This window comes from Streptomyces hainanensis (genome assembly GCF_004348415.1).
GTDB classification, from domain to species: domain Bacteria; phylum Actinomycetota; class Actinomycetes; order Streptomycetales; family Streptomycetaceae; genus Streptomyces; species Streptomyces hainanensis.
Genome location: NZ_SMKI01000001.1, coordinates 40,017 through 59,955 on the forward strand (window position 1 = coordinate 40,017; position 19,939 = coordinate 59,955).

12 protein-coding genes and 2 CRISPR repeat arrays are annotated in these 19,939 nt (G+C 70.6%); of the genes, 9 read left to right on the forward strand and 3 right to left on the reverse strand.

What is annotated here, in order from left to right; genetic code table 11:
* Positions 1-524 precede the first annotated feature (524 nt).
* A CRISPR array of direct repeats spans positions 525-1,490; the repeat unit is 30 nt; unit sequence GTTGCGAACCCACCTGGGTTGATGACGGAC.
* A gap of 356 nt (positions 1,491-1,846) precedes the next feature.
* Genes E1283_RS00165 through cas2 form a run of 8 tightly spaced genes read left to right on the forward strand, consistent with a single transcriptional unit; the run spans position 1,847 to position 9,915 of the window.
* Positions 1,847-2,536, forward strand: a complete 690-nt coding sequence (locus E1283_RS00165) for a CRISPR-associated endoribonuclease Cas6 (protein ID WP_132815216.1) — start codon at positions 1,847-1,849, stop codon at positions 2,534-2,536.
* Positions 2,533-3,975, forward strand: a complete 1,443-nt coding sequence (locus E1283_RS00170) for a hypothetical protein (protein WP_207930238.1) — start codon at positions 2,533-2,535, stop codon at positions 3,973-3,975. Before E1283_RS00165 ends, E1283_RS00170 begins: the two co-directional genes overlap by 4 nt.
* Positions 3,975-5,033 carry a type I-B CRISPR-associated protein Cas7/Cst2/DevR gene (gene cas7i, locus E1283_RS00175; RefSeq protein ID WP_132815222.1) on the forward strand — a complete coding sequence of 353 codons (1,059 nt, stop codon included), beginning with the start codon at positions 3,975-3,977 and terminating at the stop codon, positions 5,031-5,033. Before E1283_RS00170 ends, cas7i begins: the two co-directional genes overlap by 1 nt.
* Positions 5,030-5,755: a CRISPR-associated protein Cas5 gene (gene cas5 / locus E1283_RS00180; protein ID WP_132815225.1), complete on the forward strand. Its 726-nt coding sequence runs from the start codon at positions 5,030-5,032 to the stop codon at positions 5,753-5,755. The genes cas7i and cas5 overlap by 4 nt, the downstream gene beginning before the upstream one ends.
* Positions 5,752-8,157: a CRISPR-associated helicase Cas3' gene (cas3, locus tag E1283_RS00185; protein ID WP_243744503.1), complete on the forward strand. Its 2,406-nt coding sequence runs from the start codon at positions 5,752-5,754 to the stop codon at positions 8,155-8,157. The genes cas5 and cas3 overlap by 4 nt, the downstream gene beginning before the upstream one ends.
* Positions 8,154-8,666, forward strand: coding sequence for a CRISPR-associated protein Cas4 (locus tag E1283_RS00190; protein WP_132815231.1), 513 nt, complete (start codon positions 8,154-8,156; stop codon positions 8,664-8,666). The genes cas3 and E1283_RS00190 overlap by 4 nt, the downstream gene beginning before the upstream one ends.
* Positions 8,666-9,646: a type I-B CRISPR-associated endonuclease Cas1b gene (cas1b, locus tag E1283_RS00195; protein WP_132815234.1), complete on the forward strand. Its 981-nt coding sequence runs from the start codon at positions 8,666-8,668 to the stop codon at positions 9,644-9,646. Before E1283_RS00190 ends, cas1b begins: the two co-directional genes overlap by 1 nt.
* Complete coding sequence (gene cas2 / locus E1283_RS00200) at positions 9,643-9,915, forward strand: CRISPR-associated endonuclease Cas2 (protein ID WP_243744504.1); 273 nt, start codon at positions 9,643-9,645, stop codon at positions 9,913-9,915. Before cas1b ends, cas2 begins: the two co-directional genes overlap by 4 nt.
* Before the next feature lie 80 nt (positions 9,916-9,995).
* A CRISPR array of direct repeats spans positions 9,996-10,625; the repeat unit is 30 nt; unit sequence GTTGCGAACCCTCCGGGGTTGATGACGGAC.
* Between the two features lie 267 nt (positions 10,626-10,892).
* Here the strand turns inward: cas2 and E1283_RS00205 are convergent.
* The 3 genes from E1283_RS00205 to E1283_RS00225 form a co-directional block, all read right to left on the reverse strand.
* A complete protein-coding gene (locus E1283_RS00205; protein ID WP_132815237.1) occupies positions 10,893-12,509 on the reverse strand; it encodes a recombinase family protein in 1,617 nt (538 codons plus the stop codon).
* 750 nt (positions 12,510-13,259) lie between these two features.
* Entirely contained in the window at positions 13,260-15,224 is a 1,965-nt protein-coding gene (locus E1283_RS00220) for a serine/threonine-protein kinase (RefSeq protein ID WP_165955957.1), read from the reverse strand.
* Positions 15,225-15,827: 603 nt separating this feature from the next.
* Complete coding sequence (locus tag E1283_RS00225; protein WP_132815241.1) at positions 15,828-16,133, reverse strand: hypothetical protein; 306 nt, start codon at positions 16,131-16,133, stop codon at positions 15,828-15,830.
* Between the two features lie 279 nt (positions 16,134-16,412).
* Here E1283_RS00225 and E1283_RS00230 point away from each other — a divergent pair, with 279 nt between their 5' ends.
* Positions 16,413-19,847, forward strand: coding sequence for a CARDB domain-containing protein (locus E1283_RS00230; protein ID WP_132815243.1), 3,435 nt, complete (start codon positions 16,413-16,415; stop codon positions 19,845-19,847).
* Positions 19,848-19,939: the final 92 nt, after the last annotated feature.

The window sequence follows — 19,939 nt, forward strand, 5'->3', positions numbered from 1 at the left end:
GCGGCGGGGCTGATGCCGTCACCGCGCGATGAGCATGCGCGGCCCCGGAATCCTGACACTGGTTCGGGGCTGCGTAGGTTGATCCTGACCCACGCTTCGCGACCCGGCCGGCATCGGCCGAACACCCGGTCGCCCTACCGGTGGCCAGGGGCTTGCAGCTCGACGCGCGCTTGAGCCCGCAGATGAATACATCCATACAAATCGGACCCGCCGGGAAGAAGCTGCTGCCGCTGCAGGTGGTGAGGTCGGGCGCTGACCAGGCGAAATAGACCTGGGGGCTGCGGTTGGTGAGTGTGATGGACGTTACGCGGTTGGTTCGGCGGCGCGTCCGCTGATCGGGTTACGGTGGCGCCCCGCCCCGCCTCGTGGTGGGCGGGCCGGATCGTCTGCTCTCCGCTGCGGAACGCGCTCGGGACATCTCTCGGTGCCTGTTTCTTGGGCCGTCGTGGCTTGCACCTTGAGCCCGCCAGAGTTGATGACGGATTCGAGTCGCCGCCGCAGGTCCTCGCCGCCGACGCCGTCACGTTGCGAACCCACCCGAGTTGATGACGGACCCCAGCCTGCCGGACCCGGCCCTCGGCTGGCGAGTGTTGTGAACCCACCTGGGTTGATGACAGACGCCTTGACCGCCGCTGGAAGCAGGCCCGCACGCTGGCGTTGCGAACCCACCTCGGTTGATGACGGACGGACGTCGCGGCGACCTGTACGCGGGTGCGGTCGTGTTGCGAACCCACCTGGGTTGATGACGGACCGTAGGAGGTGGCGACCGTGCCGTTCTCGTGGCACACGTTGCGAACCCACCTGGGTTGATGACGGACCCGCCTCTTGTACCGTCAGTTCGCGCGCCAGCCGGTGTTGCGAACCCACCTGGGTTGATGACGGACGCGCACTGAAGAACTCCGATTGGTGGCGCGAGAATAGGTTGCGAACCCACCTGGGTTGATGACGGACCCCGAACACTGCGTCGGTATCAACCCGCTTGCACGGCCGTTGCGAACCCACCTGGGTTGATGACGGACACCTGTTGGGGGCCGCCCCGTCCGCGACGGTCGCGGGTTGCGAACCCACCTGGGTTGATGACGGACCGTCCATGGCCGAGCCGGCGGCCGAGGTGAGCCGCTGTTGCGAACCCACCTGGGTTGATGACGGACCTGTTCTTGACGTAGGCAACCCGAAGATCCCCCTGCCAATGTTGCGAACCCACCTGGGTTGATGACGGACTGGGCTACATGGCGCTGCTGCGGAACCTGCGGAACTTGTTGCGAACCCACCTGGGTTGATGACGGACGTCCGGGGGCGCCACCAGGGAGGGACAGCACATGAGGTTGCGAACCCACCTGGGTTGATGACGGACCCGCGCCGCGAGCGCCTGGAGCTCCTGGCCGAACTCCTGTTGCGAACCCACCTGGGTTGATGACGGACCCGCATGGTCCTGCACCAGCAGCAGGCCGACGAACCCCGTTGCGAACCCACCTGGGTTGATGACGGACCCGAGGGTAAAGCCGCAGGTCGTCGGCACGCTAAGACGCCTCTTGACGAGCGGTTCTGCAGCGGTTCGGGGGTAGTGCATCAGTGCTGGTCAGAGCGTTGAAGATGATGGGTTGGAGCGCTCCTCGGAGGCCATTGTCAGTGGGCCTCGCTAGCTTATGACGGCTGGGCTCGGCACAGACAGGCGTCCAACACCACGAGCACAAGCGCGGCCAGCGCATATCACAACTTAGGTGGCTTCACTGTGTTTTGCGGGTAATGGCTATGGTTCGCTCCATGTTCGGTTAGAGTGCGCAGTGGCTGCGGCCGCTTCTCTCGGTATCTCGTTGGTCACTTAGGGCGCCGCCAGGGGGTGTTGATGCGGATCAGGGTGGACGTGGAGACGGATGCCGCGAGCCTGCGTTGGGAGGACGTGCACGGTCCGGCGCGTGGGGTGGTGTACGCGTTGCTCGGGAGTGAGGACGCGGACATGGCGCGCTCGTTGCACGACAACGGGTGGAAGGGGCATCCGCTCAAACCGCTCGGGCTGACGAGTCCGCAGTTTCGTGGTGCTCGGCCGGTGGACGGCGTCTACACCACATCCCGCGACGGGGCGATCTGGTTCGGCTCGCCCGTCCCGGAGATCGCCTCGGTGCTCGTGAAGTCGTTGGCCTCGCGGACGGAGATCGTGTGGGGGAGTACCCGGTTAAAGGTCCGCGGCTTCCAGCTCGACTTCGGAGCTACCCCGCAGGGCAAACTCGTTGAGCTCGCGACTGCCACTCCCGTCATCCTCAAGCGAGAGAACCGGTTCCTCCTGCCGGGGGAGCCGCACTTCATGGAGTGCCTGGAGCGCAACCTGGCCCACAAGGCGGATGTGCTCGGCCTTCCCGCCCCGCGTTCCGTCCAGCTTCTCGAGGCGGGGCCGCGACGACGATTCACCGTGCGGGGGGCGCCCCGGCACGGGGCGCAGGTGCGCGTCGCCATGGAGGCGGACGGTCGGTTCGTCGGGGCGCTGCGCTCGTGGGGCCTCGGTTTGGACACCATCCAGGGCTTCGGATGGATCCGATGAGCAGCGTCACCGCCACCGATGCCGTTCTCGTCGCCACCGGGCACCCGCTCCAGCGGGCCGGCGCGTGGGCCGTCGCGGTGCTGGCTGAGCAGCCGAGTCCGGGCGATGTCACCGACCAGCACCTTGACGATGTCGCCCAACGCCTGGTGGACGATGTCTGCGCCGCCGCGACGGCACCCAGCGACAGCGACGCCTACGACTGGTGGAAGGTGCTGTTCGCCCTCTACCCGAACTCCAAGGCCACCCACAGCAAGAGGTCCAGGCTGCGCCGCGACCTCGAGCCGGAGATCGCCGCCCTCTTCGCCCGCGACGAGCCCCGCGGGACGGCCGTGAAGGCGTACCCCTGCACCTTCTGCGGGACGCCCGCCACAACGCTCTGGACGAAGTCGAACCTGCCGATGTTCGACACCAACAAGGCATTGAACACGCTGCCCGCGGCCGTCGCCGGGTGGCCGGCGTGTCGGGGCTGTCGGATCGCGGCGTGGGCGCTGCCCTACGGGGCCTGGGTGACGGCCGGCTCGGCGACCGTGCTGTCGTGTGAGACCGAGGCCGCCGAGCGTCGTTTCGCCGAGCGGAACGTGTTGCGGGCCCGCCGTGTCATGCAGCTCGGGTTCGGCAAGCTGCGGGTGGGCTCACGCCCCGAGCTGGTCGCCCTGAACGCCCTCCGCTACGCGGACGTGGAGCTGGCGGCCACGACCCTGTGGAGCTTCAAGAACGACAATCAGGAGCCGTGGCTCCGCGTCACGCACGCCCGCCGCGCGGTGCCCCGGTTCCTCGCCATCGTGCAGGGCAACGCCCCGCTGCGCCGCGGCTGGCGGCTGCTTGAGGTGGCGCTCACCCAGCGGGACGCCGACGGCGCCGTCGTCAGGAGCGGCCCGGCCGAGGCGGCGCGCCTGCTGTTCGAGTCCGAGGACGGCGACGGCCGGTCGCTGCTGGTCCAGCTGAACCGGGTGCTGGGAGATCCGGACCGCCGTCTGCCCTTGCGCCACCGGGTCGACGCGACCCGACTCGCCTTCACCTACGCCAAGGAGATCTTGGGCATGGAACCGGATCTGACGCCGGTGGCGACCATGGTCGCCGACTGGATCGAGCACGGCGGTGGCGGCCCCCGTGGCCGCTGGGCCGAGTTCGAGAGCGCGCACCTGCGCCCGCACCAACTGGGCCAGGTACTGGACCTGGCCAAGCGCCGGCTGTACGCCACCGGCCGCGAGGTGCCCTGTACCGAGGACGACTGGCGGCCGTTCATCCTCAACCGCCCCGGCGGCTGGGCGCAGCGGATGCTGCTGAGCATGGCCGTGGTCCGCATCCTCCAGGAGCGGGGCGTCGCGGTCAGCCAGGCGCCGGCGGACCCGAACGAGGAAGCGCGGGTGGAGCAGCTGTTGAGCCAACCGATGCTCAGCAGCCAAGAGGACGACGACTACCTGATGGGAGCGGTGTGATGGCGTATCTCGCGGGCAAGATGGTGCTCTCGGTGCGGGCCGGCGCCCCCAACAACGGGAAGGGGGAGGCGACGACGGCCCGGGTGAAGCGCGCCCGGGTGCGCGGCGCCTCGTACCCGTACATCTCGGCCCAGGCGGTGCGCCGTTGGACCCGGGAGAGCATGGTCGAGCTGGGCGCGGTCCCGTCTCCCGTCACCCGGATCGGGAAGTCGCAGAACAAGGCGCAGAAGGCGAACACCGCGGCCGATCCGGTGCGGTACGCCGACGACGACCTGTTCGGCTACATGAAGGCCGGGTCAAGCAAGGACAACGCGGCGACCACCCTCCGGGACAGCCCCTTCATGATGGGCACCCTGATGGCGGTCGAACCCGCCTTCCCCACCGAGGACTACGGGGTCATGGCCCGGGGCGTGATCGAGCCCGTCCTGCACGGCCACGAGTTCTACACCGCCGACCTCGCCGCCCCCTTCCTCCTTGACCTGCCGCACATCGGCACCTTCACGCTGCCCGACGACGCCGGGGTGGGTCGCCCCAACTACCTGACCAAGGAACAGGCGCTGCAGGTCGCCGAGGCCGCCGCCCTTGGCGCGACGACCGCCACCTTCCGCGACCGGCCGGCCGTCCGTCTCCCGATCGAGGAGCGGCGAAAGCGCGCCGCGCTGCTGCTGGAGGCGCTGGCCCAGCTGAGCGGCGGGGCGAAGCAGGCCCTGCACTACGGCGACCGCGTTCCCGACCTCGTCATCCTGGTGCCGTTCAAGGGCGGCATCAATCCGCTGGCGCACTGCGTCGACGGCGAGCCCGGCGTGGGGCTGCGGGTGCGCGGCGACGTGCTCCGCAAGGAGTTGGAGGCGTGGGCGGGGGAGTGGGAGGCGCCGGTGCGGATCGGCTGGCGGCCGGGCTTTCGCGACGAGGTGCGGCATGCCTTCGAGAAGCAGTGCGCGCGTGAGCTGGAGGCCGGCACCATGGTCATCGAGCACCCGCGCACCGTCCTCCGCGGTCTGGCCTCCGAGATCCGCGACGGCAAGCTGGACGACTGGTTCGACGACCCCCGCCGATGACGACCGCCACCCTGGCCACCACCGTGATCCCCGCCCAGCGCGAGCCGTTGCGGGCCTGGCGCGCCGAATTCCACGCCCCGGTGGCGTCGTTCCGCGACCCCCTCTTCCCCGGGCTCAGCCGAGGACTTCCGCTGCCCTCTCCCTCGACCGTCCGCGGGCTGCTGGCCGCCGCCACCGGCGCCGACGCCGAGCGGCTGCCGTTCGGCATGGCGGCCTGGGCCGCGGGCGGCGGGGTCGACGCGGAGACGTACCACCCCATCAACGCCGACGGCTCCAACCCGGCCGTCGCGGGCCGGGTGCGGGCCGGCAAGGGCGGCATGACCCTTCGCGAGCGGCCGTTCCTCGCCGACGTCCAGCTGACCCTGTGGCTGCCGGGGCCGGAGGGCGGGCGCGTCGCCCAAGCGCTCAGGCGGCCGTGCTGGCCGCTGCGCCTGGGCCGGTCCCAGGACGTCGTCCACCTCACGGCGCTGCGGGAGGTCACGTTGGAGCCCGCCGCCGAGGCCGTCGTCGGCCGGGCCCTGGCACCCGCCGGTGGCCATGACGTCGGCTCGGCCCGCCTGTACCGCATGGCGGCCAGCGTCTCCGTCGACCGTCTCGTCACCTCGTGGGGCGACTACCTGTGGTGCGACCTGACAGCCGGCCGCTCCCGGCTGCGCGGCGCCTACCGCGAAGCGCCGTCAGCCGAGGAACAGGACCAGGCCGTATGGCTCCTCGACCCGTGACTCAGCCACCACAGCCCCGCAGCCTGGCCGATGTGCGCGCCAAGTCCCGCCCGCGCGAGGACCCCGAGCGGCTGACCACGCACTCGCGCATCGTCCGCGACACCGTCGACGCCATCGAGGCGCGCGTCGCCGACGCCGGGATCTTGGCCACCGAGCCCGGCTTCTGGCGGCGCGTGCGCCGGGCCGCCGTCCTGCACGACACCGGCAAGATCGCGGCCGGTTTCCAGGAGCAGCTCAGGCCGGGCGGACAACCTTGGGGCCAGCGGCACGAGGTGCTGTCGCTGGCCTACGTCGCCCTGCTGGCCGGGGCCGCGGGGTGGGGCGAGGCGGAGCGGCTGCTGGTCGGCACCCTCGTCGCCTCCCACCACCGGCCCCTGCACCCGACGTCCGCCCTCGCCTCGCAGCGCATGCTCAGCCTGGCCGAGCAGTACAACACCCACACCAACTGGAAGGAGGCGTTCACCGAGACCCCGCTGCCCGGCGGCCAGCCCCTGGTCCAGGTGCGGCGTGGCCTCCACCAGGAGCTGACGGCCTGGCTCGCCGGCATGTTCGCCACCGACCCGACGCCGCCGTCCGCCGCTGATCCGCCCCTGGCCGACCGGGCCCGAGACGGCCTCGAGGAACTGCTCGCCGCCTGGGCCCTGCCGGTCAAGCCCGACGTCGGGCTCCTGGCCGTCCTGGCCCAGGGCGCGTTGACCCTTGCCGACCACGCCGGCTCGGCCCACGTGCCACTCCAGACCCATATGCCGCTGGACGCCGACTACTTCGCCCGACTTCCGTACCCGCCCTATCCACACCAGCGGCGGGCCGCCGCCACCGACGGCCACCTCGTGCTCGTCTCCCCGACCGGCAGCGGCAAGACCGAGAGCGGGCTGGCCTGGGCCGCGCGCCAGACGCCCACCATGCCCGGGCAGCCCCGCGTCGTCTGGACGCTGCCCTACCGCGCCTCCCTCAACGCGGCACGCCTCCGCCTGCGACGGGACCTCGTCCCCGCGCCCGGCGAGCGGCTCGCGGACATCGGCCTGCTCCACGGCACCGTCGCCCACACGCTGCTCAACCAGGCCGTCGCCGACGACTGCGGCACGAACCACACCACTGGCGAAGCCACCGCCGCGCAGGCCGATCAGGCCCGCGACAGGGCCAACGCCATGCGGCTGTTCAGCCAACGCGTCCGGGTCTCCACCCCCCACCAGCTACTGCGCGGCGCCGTCGCCGGCCCGGCCTACTCCTCCGTCCTGCTCGAACAGGCCAACTCCCTCTTCGTCCTCGACGAACTACACGCCTACGAGCCCGAGATCTTCGGACGACTGTGCGCCGCGATGGGACTGTGGGAGCGGCTGGGCAGCCGCGTCGCCGTCCTGTCCGCCACGCTCGCCCCGCCCATGATCAGCCTCATCGACGACAGCCTCGCCCGCTCCGTCACCCTGCACCGCGCCCCACCCGGCACCAGCCCCGTCCGGCACCGGCTCGCGCTGGACGAGACTCCGCTCGAAGGAGCCGACGGCCTGGACCGCCTGCGCGGCTGGCTGGGGGAGGGGCACAGCGTCCTGGCCGTCGTCAACACCGTCGCCCGCGCTCAGCGGCTGTTCGAAGCGCTCGCCGAGGACGCCCGCGACGCCCGGCCCGGCGACCCGAACGCCGCCCTGCTGCTGCACTCACGCTTCAAGAACCGCGACCGCGACGCCGTCGAACGCAACCTGCTGCGCCGCCACCCCGAGCGCGACGTGAAGGAGACCGGTCCGCGCGGCGGGCTCGTCGTCGCCACCCAGGCCGTCGAGGTCTCGCTCCAACTCGACTTCGACCGCGGCGCCGTCGAGTGCGCCCCGATCGAAGCCGTCGCCCAGCGGGCCGGCCGCGTCAACCGGCGCGGTCGACACCCCGAAGGCGCCGTCGAGTTCCGCGTCCACCGCACCGACGGCGACCGCCCCTACGAGCCCGCGGCCGTCGCCGCCGCCTGGGCCGCCCTGACCCGCCTCGTCGAGGACGGGGCCACCGACCTCAGCGAGCAGGACATCGACCGCCTCCTCGACCTCGCCTACGAGACCGAGTGGGGGTCCGACTGGCTCAGGCGCGCCCGCCGCGCCCGGGACGAGTTCGCCACCACCTTCCTCACCTTCACCGAGCCCTTCCACGACCGCTCCCAGTTCGCCGACCGACTCAGCGAGAAACTCGACGGCGTCGAGGTCCTGCACCACGAGGACATCGACGAGTACCGCAGGCGCACCACCGGCAAGGACGGCGCCCAGCTGCTCGCCGCCGGCCTGCTCATCCCGCTCCGCTACCGCGACCTCAAGACGTACCGCGCCCAGTACGACCGAGGGCTGCGCGTCCACGTCATCGAGGGGGACTACGACCCCACCATCGGGCTGCGCCCCACCTCGGAAGCGGAGACCATCCTGTGAGCGAGCCACCCGAGACCGGCGCGTCCGAGATCGGCGGCGTGCACATCAAGTACCTGCACCACTGCCCTCGACAACTCTGGCTCTACGCCCGTGGCTACCGCCCCGAACAGCGCAGCGACCTCGTCGCCTTCGGCGAGGTCGTCGACGACACCACCTTCACCCGCCGCCGCGACGTAGACCTCGGCGAGGCGAAGATCGACTGGGTGACGACGGGCGCCGTCGTCCACGAGACCAAATCCTCCCGAGCACCCTCCGAGGCGCACGCCGCACAGGTCCGCCACTACTGCCTGCTGCTGGAACGCCGAGGCGTCGCCGTCCGCGGCGGCATCGTCCACTACCCGCTGGTCCGCCGCACCATCGACGTCCCCTGGGACAAGGACGCCAGGGCCCAGGCCGAACTGGACGAGGCCCGCGCCCGCGAGGTCATCGCCGCCGACACGACGCCGGCCCGCCTACCGCGTGCCCGCTGCCGCGGCTGCTCCTACCTCGACTACTGCTGGGGAGACTGATGCCCGCCGCCGGCCGCACCTACTGGCTCACCGAACCCTGCCGCATCCGGCGCGAGGACAACAGCGTCCGCGTCGAGCGCGCCGACGGCAGCCCCGTCCGGATCCCCATCACCGACATCCGCGACCTCGTCACCTTCGACCACGTCGACATCAACACCTCCGCCCTCTCCCTCCTCAGCCGCAACGGCGTGACCGTGCACGTCCTCGACCACTACGGCAACCACGCCGGCCACTTCGCCCCCTCCGAGTCCATGGCCTCCGCCACCGTCGTCCGCCGCCAGGTCGAACTCACCGCCGACCCCGACCAACGCACCGCCGTCGGCCGGTCCCTCGTCCTCGCCACCGCCGAGAACCTCCGCTGGGCCCTGGACACCGACCTCCTCGACACCGCCCTGGACACGCTGCGCGGCGCCCTCCCCGACTGCAAGGACAGCGACACCCTGATGGGCCAGGAGGGCAACTACCGCCGCACCGGCTGGGCCGTCCTCGACACCATCCTCCCCACCTGGCTCCGCCTCAACGGCCGCACCCGCCGCCCCCCGACCAACGCCGGCAACGCCTTCATCAGCTACCTCAACGCCCTCGTCTACGCCCGCGTCCTCACGGCGCTGCGCACCACGCCGCTCCACCCCGCCATCGGCTTCCTCCACGCCGACACCGACCGCCGGCGCAACACCCTGGCCCTCGACCTGGCCGAGCCCTTCAAGCCGCTCTTCGCCGAACGCCTTCTGAAACGGTGCGCCGCCCAGCGGTCTCTGAAGACCTCCGACTTCGAGACCGAGGTGGGACGAGCCTCCCTGAGCCGCGACGGACGCAAGAAGGTGGCCGCCCTGATGCGCGAGGAACTGTCGACGACGGTCTACCACCGCAGCCTGAAGCGGAAGGTGAGCTACGAGGAGCTGATCCACCTGGAGGCCCTCAAGCTCGTACGCCTCTGCCTCGAAGGCACCCTTTACAAGCCGTTCCGCCCCTGGTGGTGATCCCGATCTTCGTCATCCTCGTCTACGACACCGCGGCGGAACGCAACCCCAAGGTCCTGAAGACCTGCCGCAAGTACCTGCACTGGACCCAACGCAGCGTCTTCCAGGGCGAACTGTCCGCCGCCCAGTACCGCGCGCTGATGGGCGCCCTCACCACGATCATCAACCCGGCCCACGACAGCATCGTGACCTACACCGCCCGTGAGCCTGGGCTGGTCCGGTCGGCGACGCTCGGCCTTGAGCTGGGTGGGCCGGGGGAAATCCTCTGAGCCAGCGGGTGTGAGGGATTCCTGTCTCTTCTTCTCAATTGAGCGCTGATGATCCACGTAGGCAGAGCACTGGCGCTCGCATTGGAAACCCTCCTGGGTTGATGACGGACCTGAAGACGCTGGCGGACCAGCGCGACGCCATCAGGTTGCGAACCCCCCTGGGTTGATGACGGACCGACGGCGCCACCGCCGAAGTCACCCGCACCGCGACGTTGCGAACCCTCCGGGGTTGATGACGGACGGAGTGGCCGATGCCGTCCGTGATCGCCCCGGCGAGTTGCGAACCCTCCGGGGTTGATGACGGACCCGGCGAACCCCCGTCCCACCGACCCGAGGAGACCGAGGCCGTTGCGAACCCTCCGGGGTTGATGACGGACCCGGGTCATCACCCGAGAGACCTCCCTGGTCTCCCGTTGCGAACCCTCCGGGGTTGATGACGGACGCTGCGGATGGCGGCCGGCCCGGCCGGTTCAGGAATTGTTGCGAACCCTCCGGGGTTGATGACGGACATCAGGCAGAGGGTATTCACCATCCCCCTGATGTGCTTGTTGCGAACCCTCCGGGGTTGATGACGGACGACGGGCTGACGTTGACGGAGAACCGACGGCAGCGGTTGCGAACCCTCCGGGGTTGATGACGGACGGCCTGCTCGGGGGTGCAGGCGCGGGGGAGTTGGTCGGGTTGCGAACCCTCCGGGGTTGATGACGGACCCGAGGGTAAAGTAGCTGGTCAGCCTGACGATCGCACCGGTGGCGAGGCTCGGTTTTGCAGTGACTCGGCGGTAATGCATCAGTGCAGGTCAGGGCGATGTGTGCGACTTAGCCGCGCGGGGCGTCGGTGCTAGTTCGGGACGGGATCCAGCTTAGAGGTCGATGCTCACGCAGAATCCCAGCGAGCGCCCTTGTTGGCGGGGATGACGAGCCCCCGACAAGCGGTGCTTGCCGGGGGTGCCGGTGGTCCGGCTCTTGGTGCGTCGCTCAAAGTCGGTCGGCGAAGTCGTCTTCCTTCACCAGGAGGCGCTCTCGTACGTCTTTGGGGATCGACAGCTTCATGTGGATCTTGGGTGCCCGCATTCTGGGGATCTTGGTTCGGATGACCTCGCACTTGATGCCCACGCGGAGGAGGTCTTCCACCATCGCCTGGACGCCGCCCTCCTCCCAGCGCTGGCGGAACGTCTTGCCGTTGTCGACCTTCACCCACCGGTCCTCGGTCAAGGCCGGGTCGATCTGGTCCAGGTCGGAGATGAGCTTGTCCAAGGTGGTCTCGGCCTGTTCGCGGGTGAAGCGGGTCTTCTGGAAGCGGCCGCCGGGCTCGAGTTCCCTCATGTAGTAGGAGATGGAGCTTTCCAGCCGCTTCAGCTGCTTCTTGGCCTCGGCGCCCTTCACGTACTCGCGGGTCTGAACCGGCTCGTCGCCGAGGACGGTGAGGACGTCGTCGGTCAGCCGCTGGTAGACCGCTTCCGGGTTGGGCGCGCCGCGGCCGCCGCCGGGGCATTCGGCGCAGCGGAGGTAGGCGTAGGGCTTGCCCTTGGTCGTGGTCTTGTGGACGGTCAGGTTGGTGCCGCAGTCCACGCAGACGAGGACGCCGAGGAAGCGGGTGGAGCCGCCGGGGGTCCGGCCGGGCTGGTCCTTCGAGCGGCGGTCGAGCGCGGCCTGGAGTTCGTGGAACTCGTCCTCGGTGAAGACGGGCTCGGCCACTCTGACGGGCTTGCCGTCCGGACCGAGGACGAGTTTCGAGCGGCGGGCCCCGCTGCTTCTGTCCTCTTCCACCCGGTAACCCATGAGTGCGGGGTTGCGGAGGCGGCGGAGGAGCGTGCTGGCGGTGAGTCCGTCTCCGACGAGGCGGGAGCGCCTGAGGATGGTCGTCATCCGGCGGGCGGAGACGCCTCGAAGGGCGGCGCGCCGGCACCAGTGGAGGATCCGGTACGCGGTCCGGTCGATGCGGAGGCGGACCTTTCCGTTCTCGTCCTCGAAGGTCTCGTAGCCGTAGGCCGGTTTTCCGACGAGCCAGTCGGTCTGGGTCTTGGCGTAGTTCCAGAGGCTGGCCACCCGGGTGCTGGTGTTCGCGGCCTCGATCTCGGCCATGCCGCCGATCAGGGTGATGATGATCTTCCCGATGGTGGTGGTGAGGTCGATGGAGTCGTGCTTCGAGACCAGGTTCTTCTGGTACTTGAGGCACCAGTCGATCATGGTTGAGAGGTCGGAGATGCGGCGTACGAAGCGGTCGAGTTTCCAGAAGAGGAGGACGTCGAACTCGGGTGCCCGGTTGTTGAGCCAGTCGCCGAGCTGCTTCCGCTTCCACGGCGGGACCTTCGTGGCCGACACGTTGAGGTCGCTGGCGATGCCGACGACCCGGTAGCCGCGCTCTCGCGCGAGGAGACGGAGGTCGAGTTCCTGGCGGACGGGGGAGGTGGTGTCGTCGGTGAGGATCGAGAGGCGGACCGAGAGGAGAGCTCGGGGAGCGTCCTCGGGGAGGAGATCCTCGGCTCGCCTGAGTTCTTCGAGGAGGGTCAGGTCGGCGGCCGACCATTCCGCTTCCAGGGTGTACTGCTGCTTGCGCTCGGGGGCCGTGCGATGGTTCTTGCGTCGCCGCATGAGCGCAGGTTAGAGCGGTGGCGGACGATTGTGGACGTGTCGGCTTTTGCCCGCAGATGAACACGGAGATCCAGATCGGCCCGACGGGCAAGAAGCTGCTGCCGTTGCAGGTCGTGAAGTCGGGCGCCGACCGGGGGGAGTAGGCCGGGGGGCTGCGGGCGGGATGATCTGCTCCCCGTTGCGGAACGTGCTCGGGGCGTTTTTCGGTCCTCCGACCGGGCGCTTGTCGACTCCTGGCACCCGCTGCCCCGCAAACTCGCCCTGGGCAACTGAGCGGCGGCACCCGGAACCGTATGAGCAGTCCTCACCCCGGGCGGGTTCGGTTCCCCGGGGTGAGGGCGCGCGCACCTGATCCGGTCCGGCGTTCCGCACCACCGGCCGGTGACCCGCGGTGGGGATCGCCGGGTACGGAGAGGCCGGGACGACTGCGACGGCCCTCCCGGGGAGGGGCGCGCCGTCGCCCACGGCGACGAGTCGCAGCGCGGGCACGGTCAGGGCGATGCCGGACCAGGCCAACGGCGTCGGCCGGTCGCCGAGGAGGCACACGCCACACGGCACCGACGGCGCGCCCCCCGTGACGGCACTCACGGGGACCACGACGCTCATGGGCCGCCATTCTCGCGGCCGCCGAGGAACTCGTCGCGCGCGAGGGCAGGACGGCGCTCGCTCCGGACGTCGTCGGTGGCAACGAGGCGGCCATAGTGGCCGCGAGGTGTCATCGAGGGCCTGTGAGGCGTGGATCGGGTCTCGTCATGCGCCGCGGTGCGCGGTGAAGAACAGGTCCGGGTCGACGTCGAGCGCCTCGAAGACGAGTGTGTCGTCCTGCGGGTACGTGGCGTAGCCGACCTGGGCGGGTCGGATGTCGCAGTTCTCGCTCCACCGGGATTCCACGAACGGGCTGAGCAGAATGTTCTGGATGGAGCCCACCGTGGCCAGGTACGCCTCCCACGAACAGCCGGAGTTCTGGGAGGCCGGCGGCTGGAGTGAGACGACGGCGGCACCGAGGCCACCACCGGTGACGGTCACCTGGTAGGGATCGCCGTCCGGTTCACCCGGAACGCCGAGCAGGCCGGCCAGATCCTGCTGCGCGACCTCCCACTGGCCGTTGATCGGGGGGAAGTCGATGTTCTGCGGCGCCCACGTCGACTCCAGGTCGACGCCCCCGCCGCTGGCCGGGATCCACCAGTACATTGTCCCGTCCGCCGCGGCTGCCAGGCCCTGTTCGCCCGGGCAGGAGTCCTCCGGCGCGTCCTCCGGAACCATGCGGACAACGTCCGGCGTGAAGCGCCACGCCCCCCGCCCGTCGTTGTCGTCGGGATCCCAGGACGACTCCACGATCGTCATCTCGCACAACACGTCGGTGGCCAGCAGCCGGACGGTTCCCGCCGGACCTCCTTCGAGGTCGGGCTCCACGTGGACGCGCACCGCCCAGTTGTCGTACTCGTCGCCGTAGTCCCAGGACGCCGTCCCCTGCCAGTCGCCCACGTACTCCTCGGTGTTCGGTTCGACCGTCGTCTCCTCCCGACCCTCCTGGGGCGGTGTGTCGGACGGGCCCGCCGAGTCCTCCGCCCCTCTGTCGTCCCCCTCGCCCGCCATGGTGATCAGGCCACGGACCAGTGCCCCGACGCCGATCACCAGGATGAGCACGGCGAACACCAGCACCCGCACCCGGCGGGTGGCCACGAGTGAGGAGGGTTCCGCCGACGACGCGGACGAAGCGGGTGGGCCGAAGCCGGCGGGCGGGAGCCCGATCGGGGCGGTGGGAAGGGCGGAGGCGGTTCGAGCCCCGTCCGCCGTGGGCGCGTAGGGAGTGGCGGGAGCGGGAGGCGTGGACACCGGGGCTCCGGCCTCCGCGTCGGCGACGAACGCCCGTACCGCGGCGTCGTGGTCCTGGATCGCTTGCAGGGCCGCGGGTGGTAGCCAGGGCCCCGGCGGCTGCGACTTCAGGTAGTCGAACGTCGTGGCGAGTATCGTCTCCGGGCTCGGCCGGTCGGCCGGATTCCTGTCCAGGCAGCTGGCGATCAGCGGGCGTATCCCGGCTGGCAGGTCGTCCAGACGCGGCGTGCCGCGGGTGATCTCCAGCATCAGCGCGTACAGGTCGCTGTCCAGCGGACCGAAGGGCGTGGCCCCGGTGGCGGCGTAGGTGAGGACGGACCCCAGCGCGAAGACGTCGCTGGCCGGGGTCAGGGCCGTGGGGGTCTCGAACTGCTCGGGTGACATGAAGGCGGGTGTGCCGACGGCTGCCCCCGTCCTGGTCAGCCGCCGCTCGGCCGACTCGACGGCATACGCGATGCCGAAGTCGATGACCCGAGGGCCCTCGACGGTGATCATCACGTTGGACGGCTTCAGGTCGCGGTGCACGAGTCCGGCGGCGTGCACGGCAAGGAGCGCCTGCCCCAACCCGTTGGCCAGCGCGAAGAGATGATGCTCGGCCAGCCCTCGCCCGAGCCGCGTCAGCAGGCTGTCGAGCGGCAGGCCGGGAACGTACTCGCTCACCACCCACGGCATGGCGGCCTCGACGTCATGGGCCCGGACCGCCGCGACCCACTCACCCTCCACCCGCATCGCCGAGCGGATCTCCCGCTCCAACCGCTCCTGGAGCAAGTGGTTGCTGGCCAGGTCGGGCCGCACCAACTTCACGGCGACCAGCCGGCCACGCTGCGAGCGCGCCAGATAGACCGCCCCCATGCCCCCCGAGCCGAGCGTTCCCAGCAACCGGTACCCGCCCACCTCACGCGGATCCTGATCCCGCAGTGGCCTCATATCCCCGTCCCCATTCAGCCAGTGCTCGAGACCGGCACACCTTGTCGCCCCACGCGCACGCGGAGCCGACGTTCAGACCGCGTCGGCGCGTCCGAACAGCGGCGCATCGGCGAAGCGCGTGGGACCGGCCCATGACGCCAACCGGGGCGCCCCGGCCCCACCGATGCCCGGCCGACCGCCGCCGCTCGAACGCGGCGCGGCCACGCCGTACGGGCCTCTGTTCTCCCGGCGGCCCCACGCGCCGACGACACCACGAAGCCGTGGCCGCGAACCGGACCACGCCCTCGCCATCGTCCCGCGCAGCCGTCAACCACGCGCTGACCCGCGAACCTACCACCCGGCCACACCGACCGGCCGAACGTGGTCCCGGTGCCGCTCGGAACGACCGAGCCAGGGTTGGCGAAGGGGCCGCTGCCGGCAAACACCGGCTGACGGGGAGGGTTCGACGATGCGGAGCAAGGAGAGCGGCACCACGCGCGGCGCGGCACGCACACTGGCGGAGAAGCCGCGGTGGCCGCGGGACATCAGGACGCCCCGGGGTGAACAGCCGCCCTCCTACGAGACGGCGGCACGGCAGATCGGCGAACTCACGGGCGTATCGATCTCCGGCCGTATTCCTGGGAGCCCGTCACCGGCCGGACGGCCAACCCGAAGCTCCATCACCTCCAGGCCCTCGCGCGGTTCTTCCACGTCCCCGTCGGATATCTCGCCGACCCGGAAGCCGATGGCGACCAGTTCGAGTCCGAGCAGCGAGAACTCGTGGACGGGGCTGCCGCCGACAGCGGGTTCCTCAGGGCTCTGGGGACTGATCGGGTGCGAGAGATCGCCGTTCGCGTCTCCCGACTCTCCAACGCCGGTCATCGACCGCTCACGGGGAGCGGGCCTTGCGGCCCGTGCCGTCGCGTTGACCTGTCGCCTACGGGCGACGGCGTGCCGCGGCATGCGCGGACCGTTGACAAGTTCGCAGTACGGCTGAACTCTCTAACTACTTCGTGCAAGCGCTCAACTTTTTTGCTTAATTTTCCGCAAGTTGAACGCAAGTTCGCGGCAGGCGTCCTGTTCGGCCTCTGTCCCGCCCGGCCGTTCCGCGCGCCGCGCAAGGCACTGGCTCTGTCGTTCCCACAGAACAGAGGACCCCCCATGAAGTGGAAGCATCACGTCCGGAGACTGCTGGTCGGCGCGGTCGTCGCAGGCCTGGCCGTCGTCGGACTCGTGCCGGGCGCCGCCTCGGCCGACGGGCCCGACCTGGCCCCTGGCAAGGCCGTCTCGGCGAGCGGATCCCATGCGAGCCATCCGGCGCGCGACGTCAACGACGGGAACCGGGGGACCTACTGGGAGAGCCCGTCCCACGCGTTCCCGCAGTGGCTCGGGATCGACCTGGGCGAGAGCACCGAGGTCGGGCAGGTGGTGCTGCGGCTGCCCTCCTCGTGGGAGGCCCGCACCCAGACCCTGAGTGTCGAGGGCAGCGCCGACGGCGGCGACTTCGCGACGCTGTCCGCCTCGGCCGGCCGCTCGTTCGACCCGGCCACCGGCAACACGGCCACCATCGACTTCCCGGCCACCAGCGTCCGTTACCTCCGGTTGAACGTCACCGCCAACACCGGCTGGCCGGCGGCCCAGGTCGCCGAGTTCGAGGTCCGCGGGGTCGACGATCCCGGCGGCGAGGACCCCGGCGGGGAGGACCCGGGCGGGGAGGACCCCGGTGCCGAGGAGCCGGTGGGTGCCGACCTGGCCCGCGGCAAGCCGATCGAGGCGTCCTCGACCACCCAGAACTACGTGGCCGCCAACGCCAACGACGGCGACGTCGGCACCTACTGGGAGTCGGGCGGCCACCCGGCGACGCTCACCGTCAGGCTCGGCGCCAACGCCGACCTCACCGGCATCGTGCTGCGGCTCAACCCCGACCCGATCTGGGGCACCAGAACCCAGACGCTCCAGGTCCTCGGCAGGGAACAGAGCGCCAGCGGCTTCGGCTCGCTGGTCGCGCAGGCCGGCTACGTCTTCAACCCGGCGACCAACCAGAACACGGTGACCATCCCGCTCACCGGCCGCGTCGCCGACGTCCAGCTGCGGTTCACCGGCAACACCGGCGCCCCCGGCGGCCAGGTCGGCGACCTCCAGGTGATCGGCGCCATGGCGCCCAACCCCGACCTCGCCGTCACCGACGTGACGTGGAGCCCGAGTTCCCCCACCGAGAGCGACCGGATCGCGCTCAGCGCGCGGGTGGCGAACATCGGCGCCCTCGGCGCCGCCGCGACCACCCTCGACGTCAGCCTCGGCGGCGCGGTCGTCGGCAGCGCCCCGGTCGCCGGGCTCGCGGCGGGCGCCTCGACCACCGTCGTCGTCGACGTGGGGACCCGCGCCCAGGGCAGTTACGTCGTCTCGGCGATCGTCGACCCGACGGACACCATTCTCGAACAGGACAACGCCAACAACAGCCGCACCGCCGCCTCGCGGCTCGTGGTCGCCCAGGCCGCGGGCCCCGACCTCCAGGTCCTCGACGTCACCACCAACCCGGCGAACCCCGCCGTCGGCGCCGACGTCTCCTTCACCGTCGCCGTCAACAACCGCGGCACCACCGCGGTCACCGCCACCACGGTCACCCGCGTGACGGTCGGCGGCACCACCCTCAGCGCCACCACCGGCGCGGTCGCCGCCGGGGCCACGGTCAACGTGCCCATCAGCGGCACCTGGCGGGCCACCGACGGCGGGGCGACCATCGTGGCCACCGCCGACGCCACCGGGGTCGTCGCCGAGACCAACGAGACGAACAACGCGTTCACCCGCGCGATCGTCGTCGGGCGGGGCGCGGCCGTCCCGTACACCGAGTACGAGGCCGAGGACGGCCGCTACCGGGGGACGCTGCTCCAGGCCGACGCCGAACGCACCTTCGGGCGCACCAACTTCGCCACCGAGTCCTCGGGCCGCGAGTCGGTGCGGCTCAACTCCACCGGGGACTTCGTCGAGTTCACCTCCACCGTGCCGACCAACTCCCTCGTCGTGCGCAACTCCATCCCCGACGCCGCCGGCGGCGGTGGTATGGAGGCCACCCTCAGCCTCTACGCCGACGACACCTTCGTCAGGAAACTGACGCTGTCGTCCAGGCACAGCTGGCTGTACGGCACCACCGACGACCCCGAGGGCCTGACCAACGCGCCGGGTTCCGCCGCCCGGCGGCTGTTCGACGAGGCCCAGGCGCTGCTGGCCGGGACCTACCCGGCCGGCACCACGTTCCGCCTGCAGCGCGACGCCGGCGACACGGCGGCGTTCTACATCGTCGACCTGGTCGACCTGGAGCAGGTCGCGCCGCCGACGAGCCAGCCGGCCGGCTGCGTCTCGATCACCGAGTACGGCGCGGTGCCCAACGACGGGCTCGACGACACCGCCGCCATCCAGCGGGCCGTCACCGCCGACCAGAACGGCGACATCGACTGCGTGTGGATCCCGCCGGGCCAGTGGCGGCAGGAGCAGAAGATCCTCACCGACGACCCGCTCGACCGCGGCCAGTACAACCAGGTCGGCATCAGCGACGTCACCATCCGCGGCGCCGGCATGTGGCACTCGCAGCTGTACACCCTCACCCCGCCGCACCAGGCGGGCGGCATCAACCACCCGCACGAGGGCAACTTCGGGTTCGACATCGACGACAACACCCGGATCTCCGACATCGCCATCTTCGGCTCGGGCACCATCCGCGGCGGCGACGGCGGTGCCGAGGGCGGCGTGGGACTCAACGGGCGGTTCGGTGGGAACACCCGCATCTCCAACGTGTGGATCGAACACGCCAACGTGGGCGTCTGGGTCGGCCGGGACCACAGCAACATCCCCGAGCTCTGGGGACCGGCCGACGGCCTCCAGTTCAGCGGGATGCGGATCCGCAACACCTACGCCGACGGCATCAACCTCACCAACGGCAGCAGCGACTCCCAGGTGTTCAACTCGTCGTTCCGCAACACCGGCGACGACGCGCTCGCCGTGTGGGCCAACCGGTACGTGCGCGACACGGCCGTGGACATCGCCCACGACAACCGCTTCGTCAACAACACCGTGCAACTGCCCTGGCGGGCCAACGGCATCGCGATCTACGGAGGGTACGACAACAGCATCGAGAACAACCTGATCTCCGACACCATGAACTACCCCGGCATCATGCTGGCGACCGACCACGATCCGCTGCCCTTCTCCGGGCAGACCCTCATCGCCAACAACGGGCTGTACCGCACCGGCGGCGCGTTCTGGGGCGCGGCGCAGGAGTTCGGCGCGATCACCGTCTTCGCGCAGGGCCGCGACATCCCGGGCGTCACGATCCGGGACACCGAGATCCACGACTCCACCTATGACGGCATCCAGTTCAAGACGGGCGGCGGGCTGGTGCCGGACGTCGCCATCACCAACGTCACCATCGACGACTCGAACAACGGTGCCGGCATCCTGGCCATGAACGGCGCGCGCGGCAACGCCACGCTGACGAACGTCAGCATCAGCGACTCGGCCGACGGCGACGTCGTCGTCTCGCCGGGATCGACCTTCGTGATCGACGGCGTGCCGACCGGCCGGCGCGGTCGAGCGGACTGAGGCCCGCTCACCCGAGGCAGCCTCGTGGTCCCGAGCCGAGGAGGGCGCCGCCGACGCCCTCCGACGCCGGGACCACGCGGGGGGTGGGGGGT

Bases quoted from the DNA above. Each gene is read 5' to 3' on its own strand.
- E1283_RS00165 (WP_132815216.1), top strand. From the start codon at position 1,847: ATGCGGATCAGGGTGGACGTGGAGACGGATGCCGCGAGCCTGCGTTGG.
- E1283_RS00170 (WP_207930238.1), top strand. From the start codon at position 2,533: ATGAGCAGCGTCACCGCCACCGATGCCGTTCTCGTCGCCACCGGGCAC.
- cas7i (WP_132815222.1), top strand. From the start codon at position 3,975: ATGGCGTATCTCGCGGGCAAGATGGTGCTCTCGGTGCGGGCCGGCGCC.
- cas5 (WP_132815225.1), top strand. From the start codon at position 5,030: ATGACGACCGCCACCCTGGCCACCACCGTGATCCCCGCCCAGCGCGAG.
- cas1b (WP_132815234.1), top strand. From the start codon at position 8,666: ATGCCCGCCGCCGGCCGCACCTACTGGCTCACCGAACCCTGCCGCATC.
- E1283_RS00205 (WP_132815237.1), bottom strand. From the start codon at position 12,509: ATGCGGCGACGCAAGAACCATCGCACGGCCCCCGAGCGCAAGCAGCAG.
- E1283_RS00225 (WP_132815241.1), bottom strand. From the start codon at position 16,133: ATGACCGGCGTTGGAGAGTCGGGAGACGCGAACGGCGATCTCTCGCAC.
- E1283_RS00230 (WP_132815243.1), top strand. From the start codon at position 16,413: ATGAAGTGGAAGCATCACGTCCGGAGACTGCTGGTCGGCGCGGTCGTC.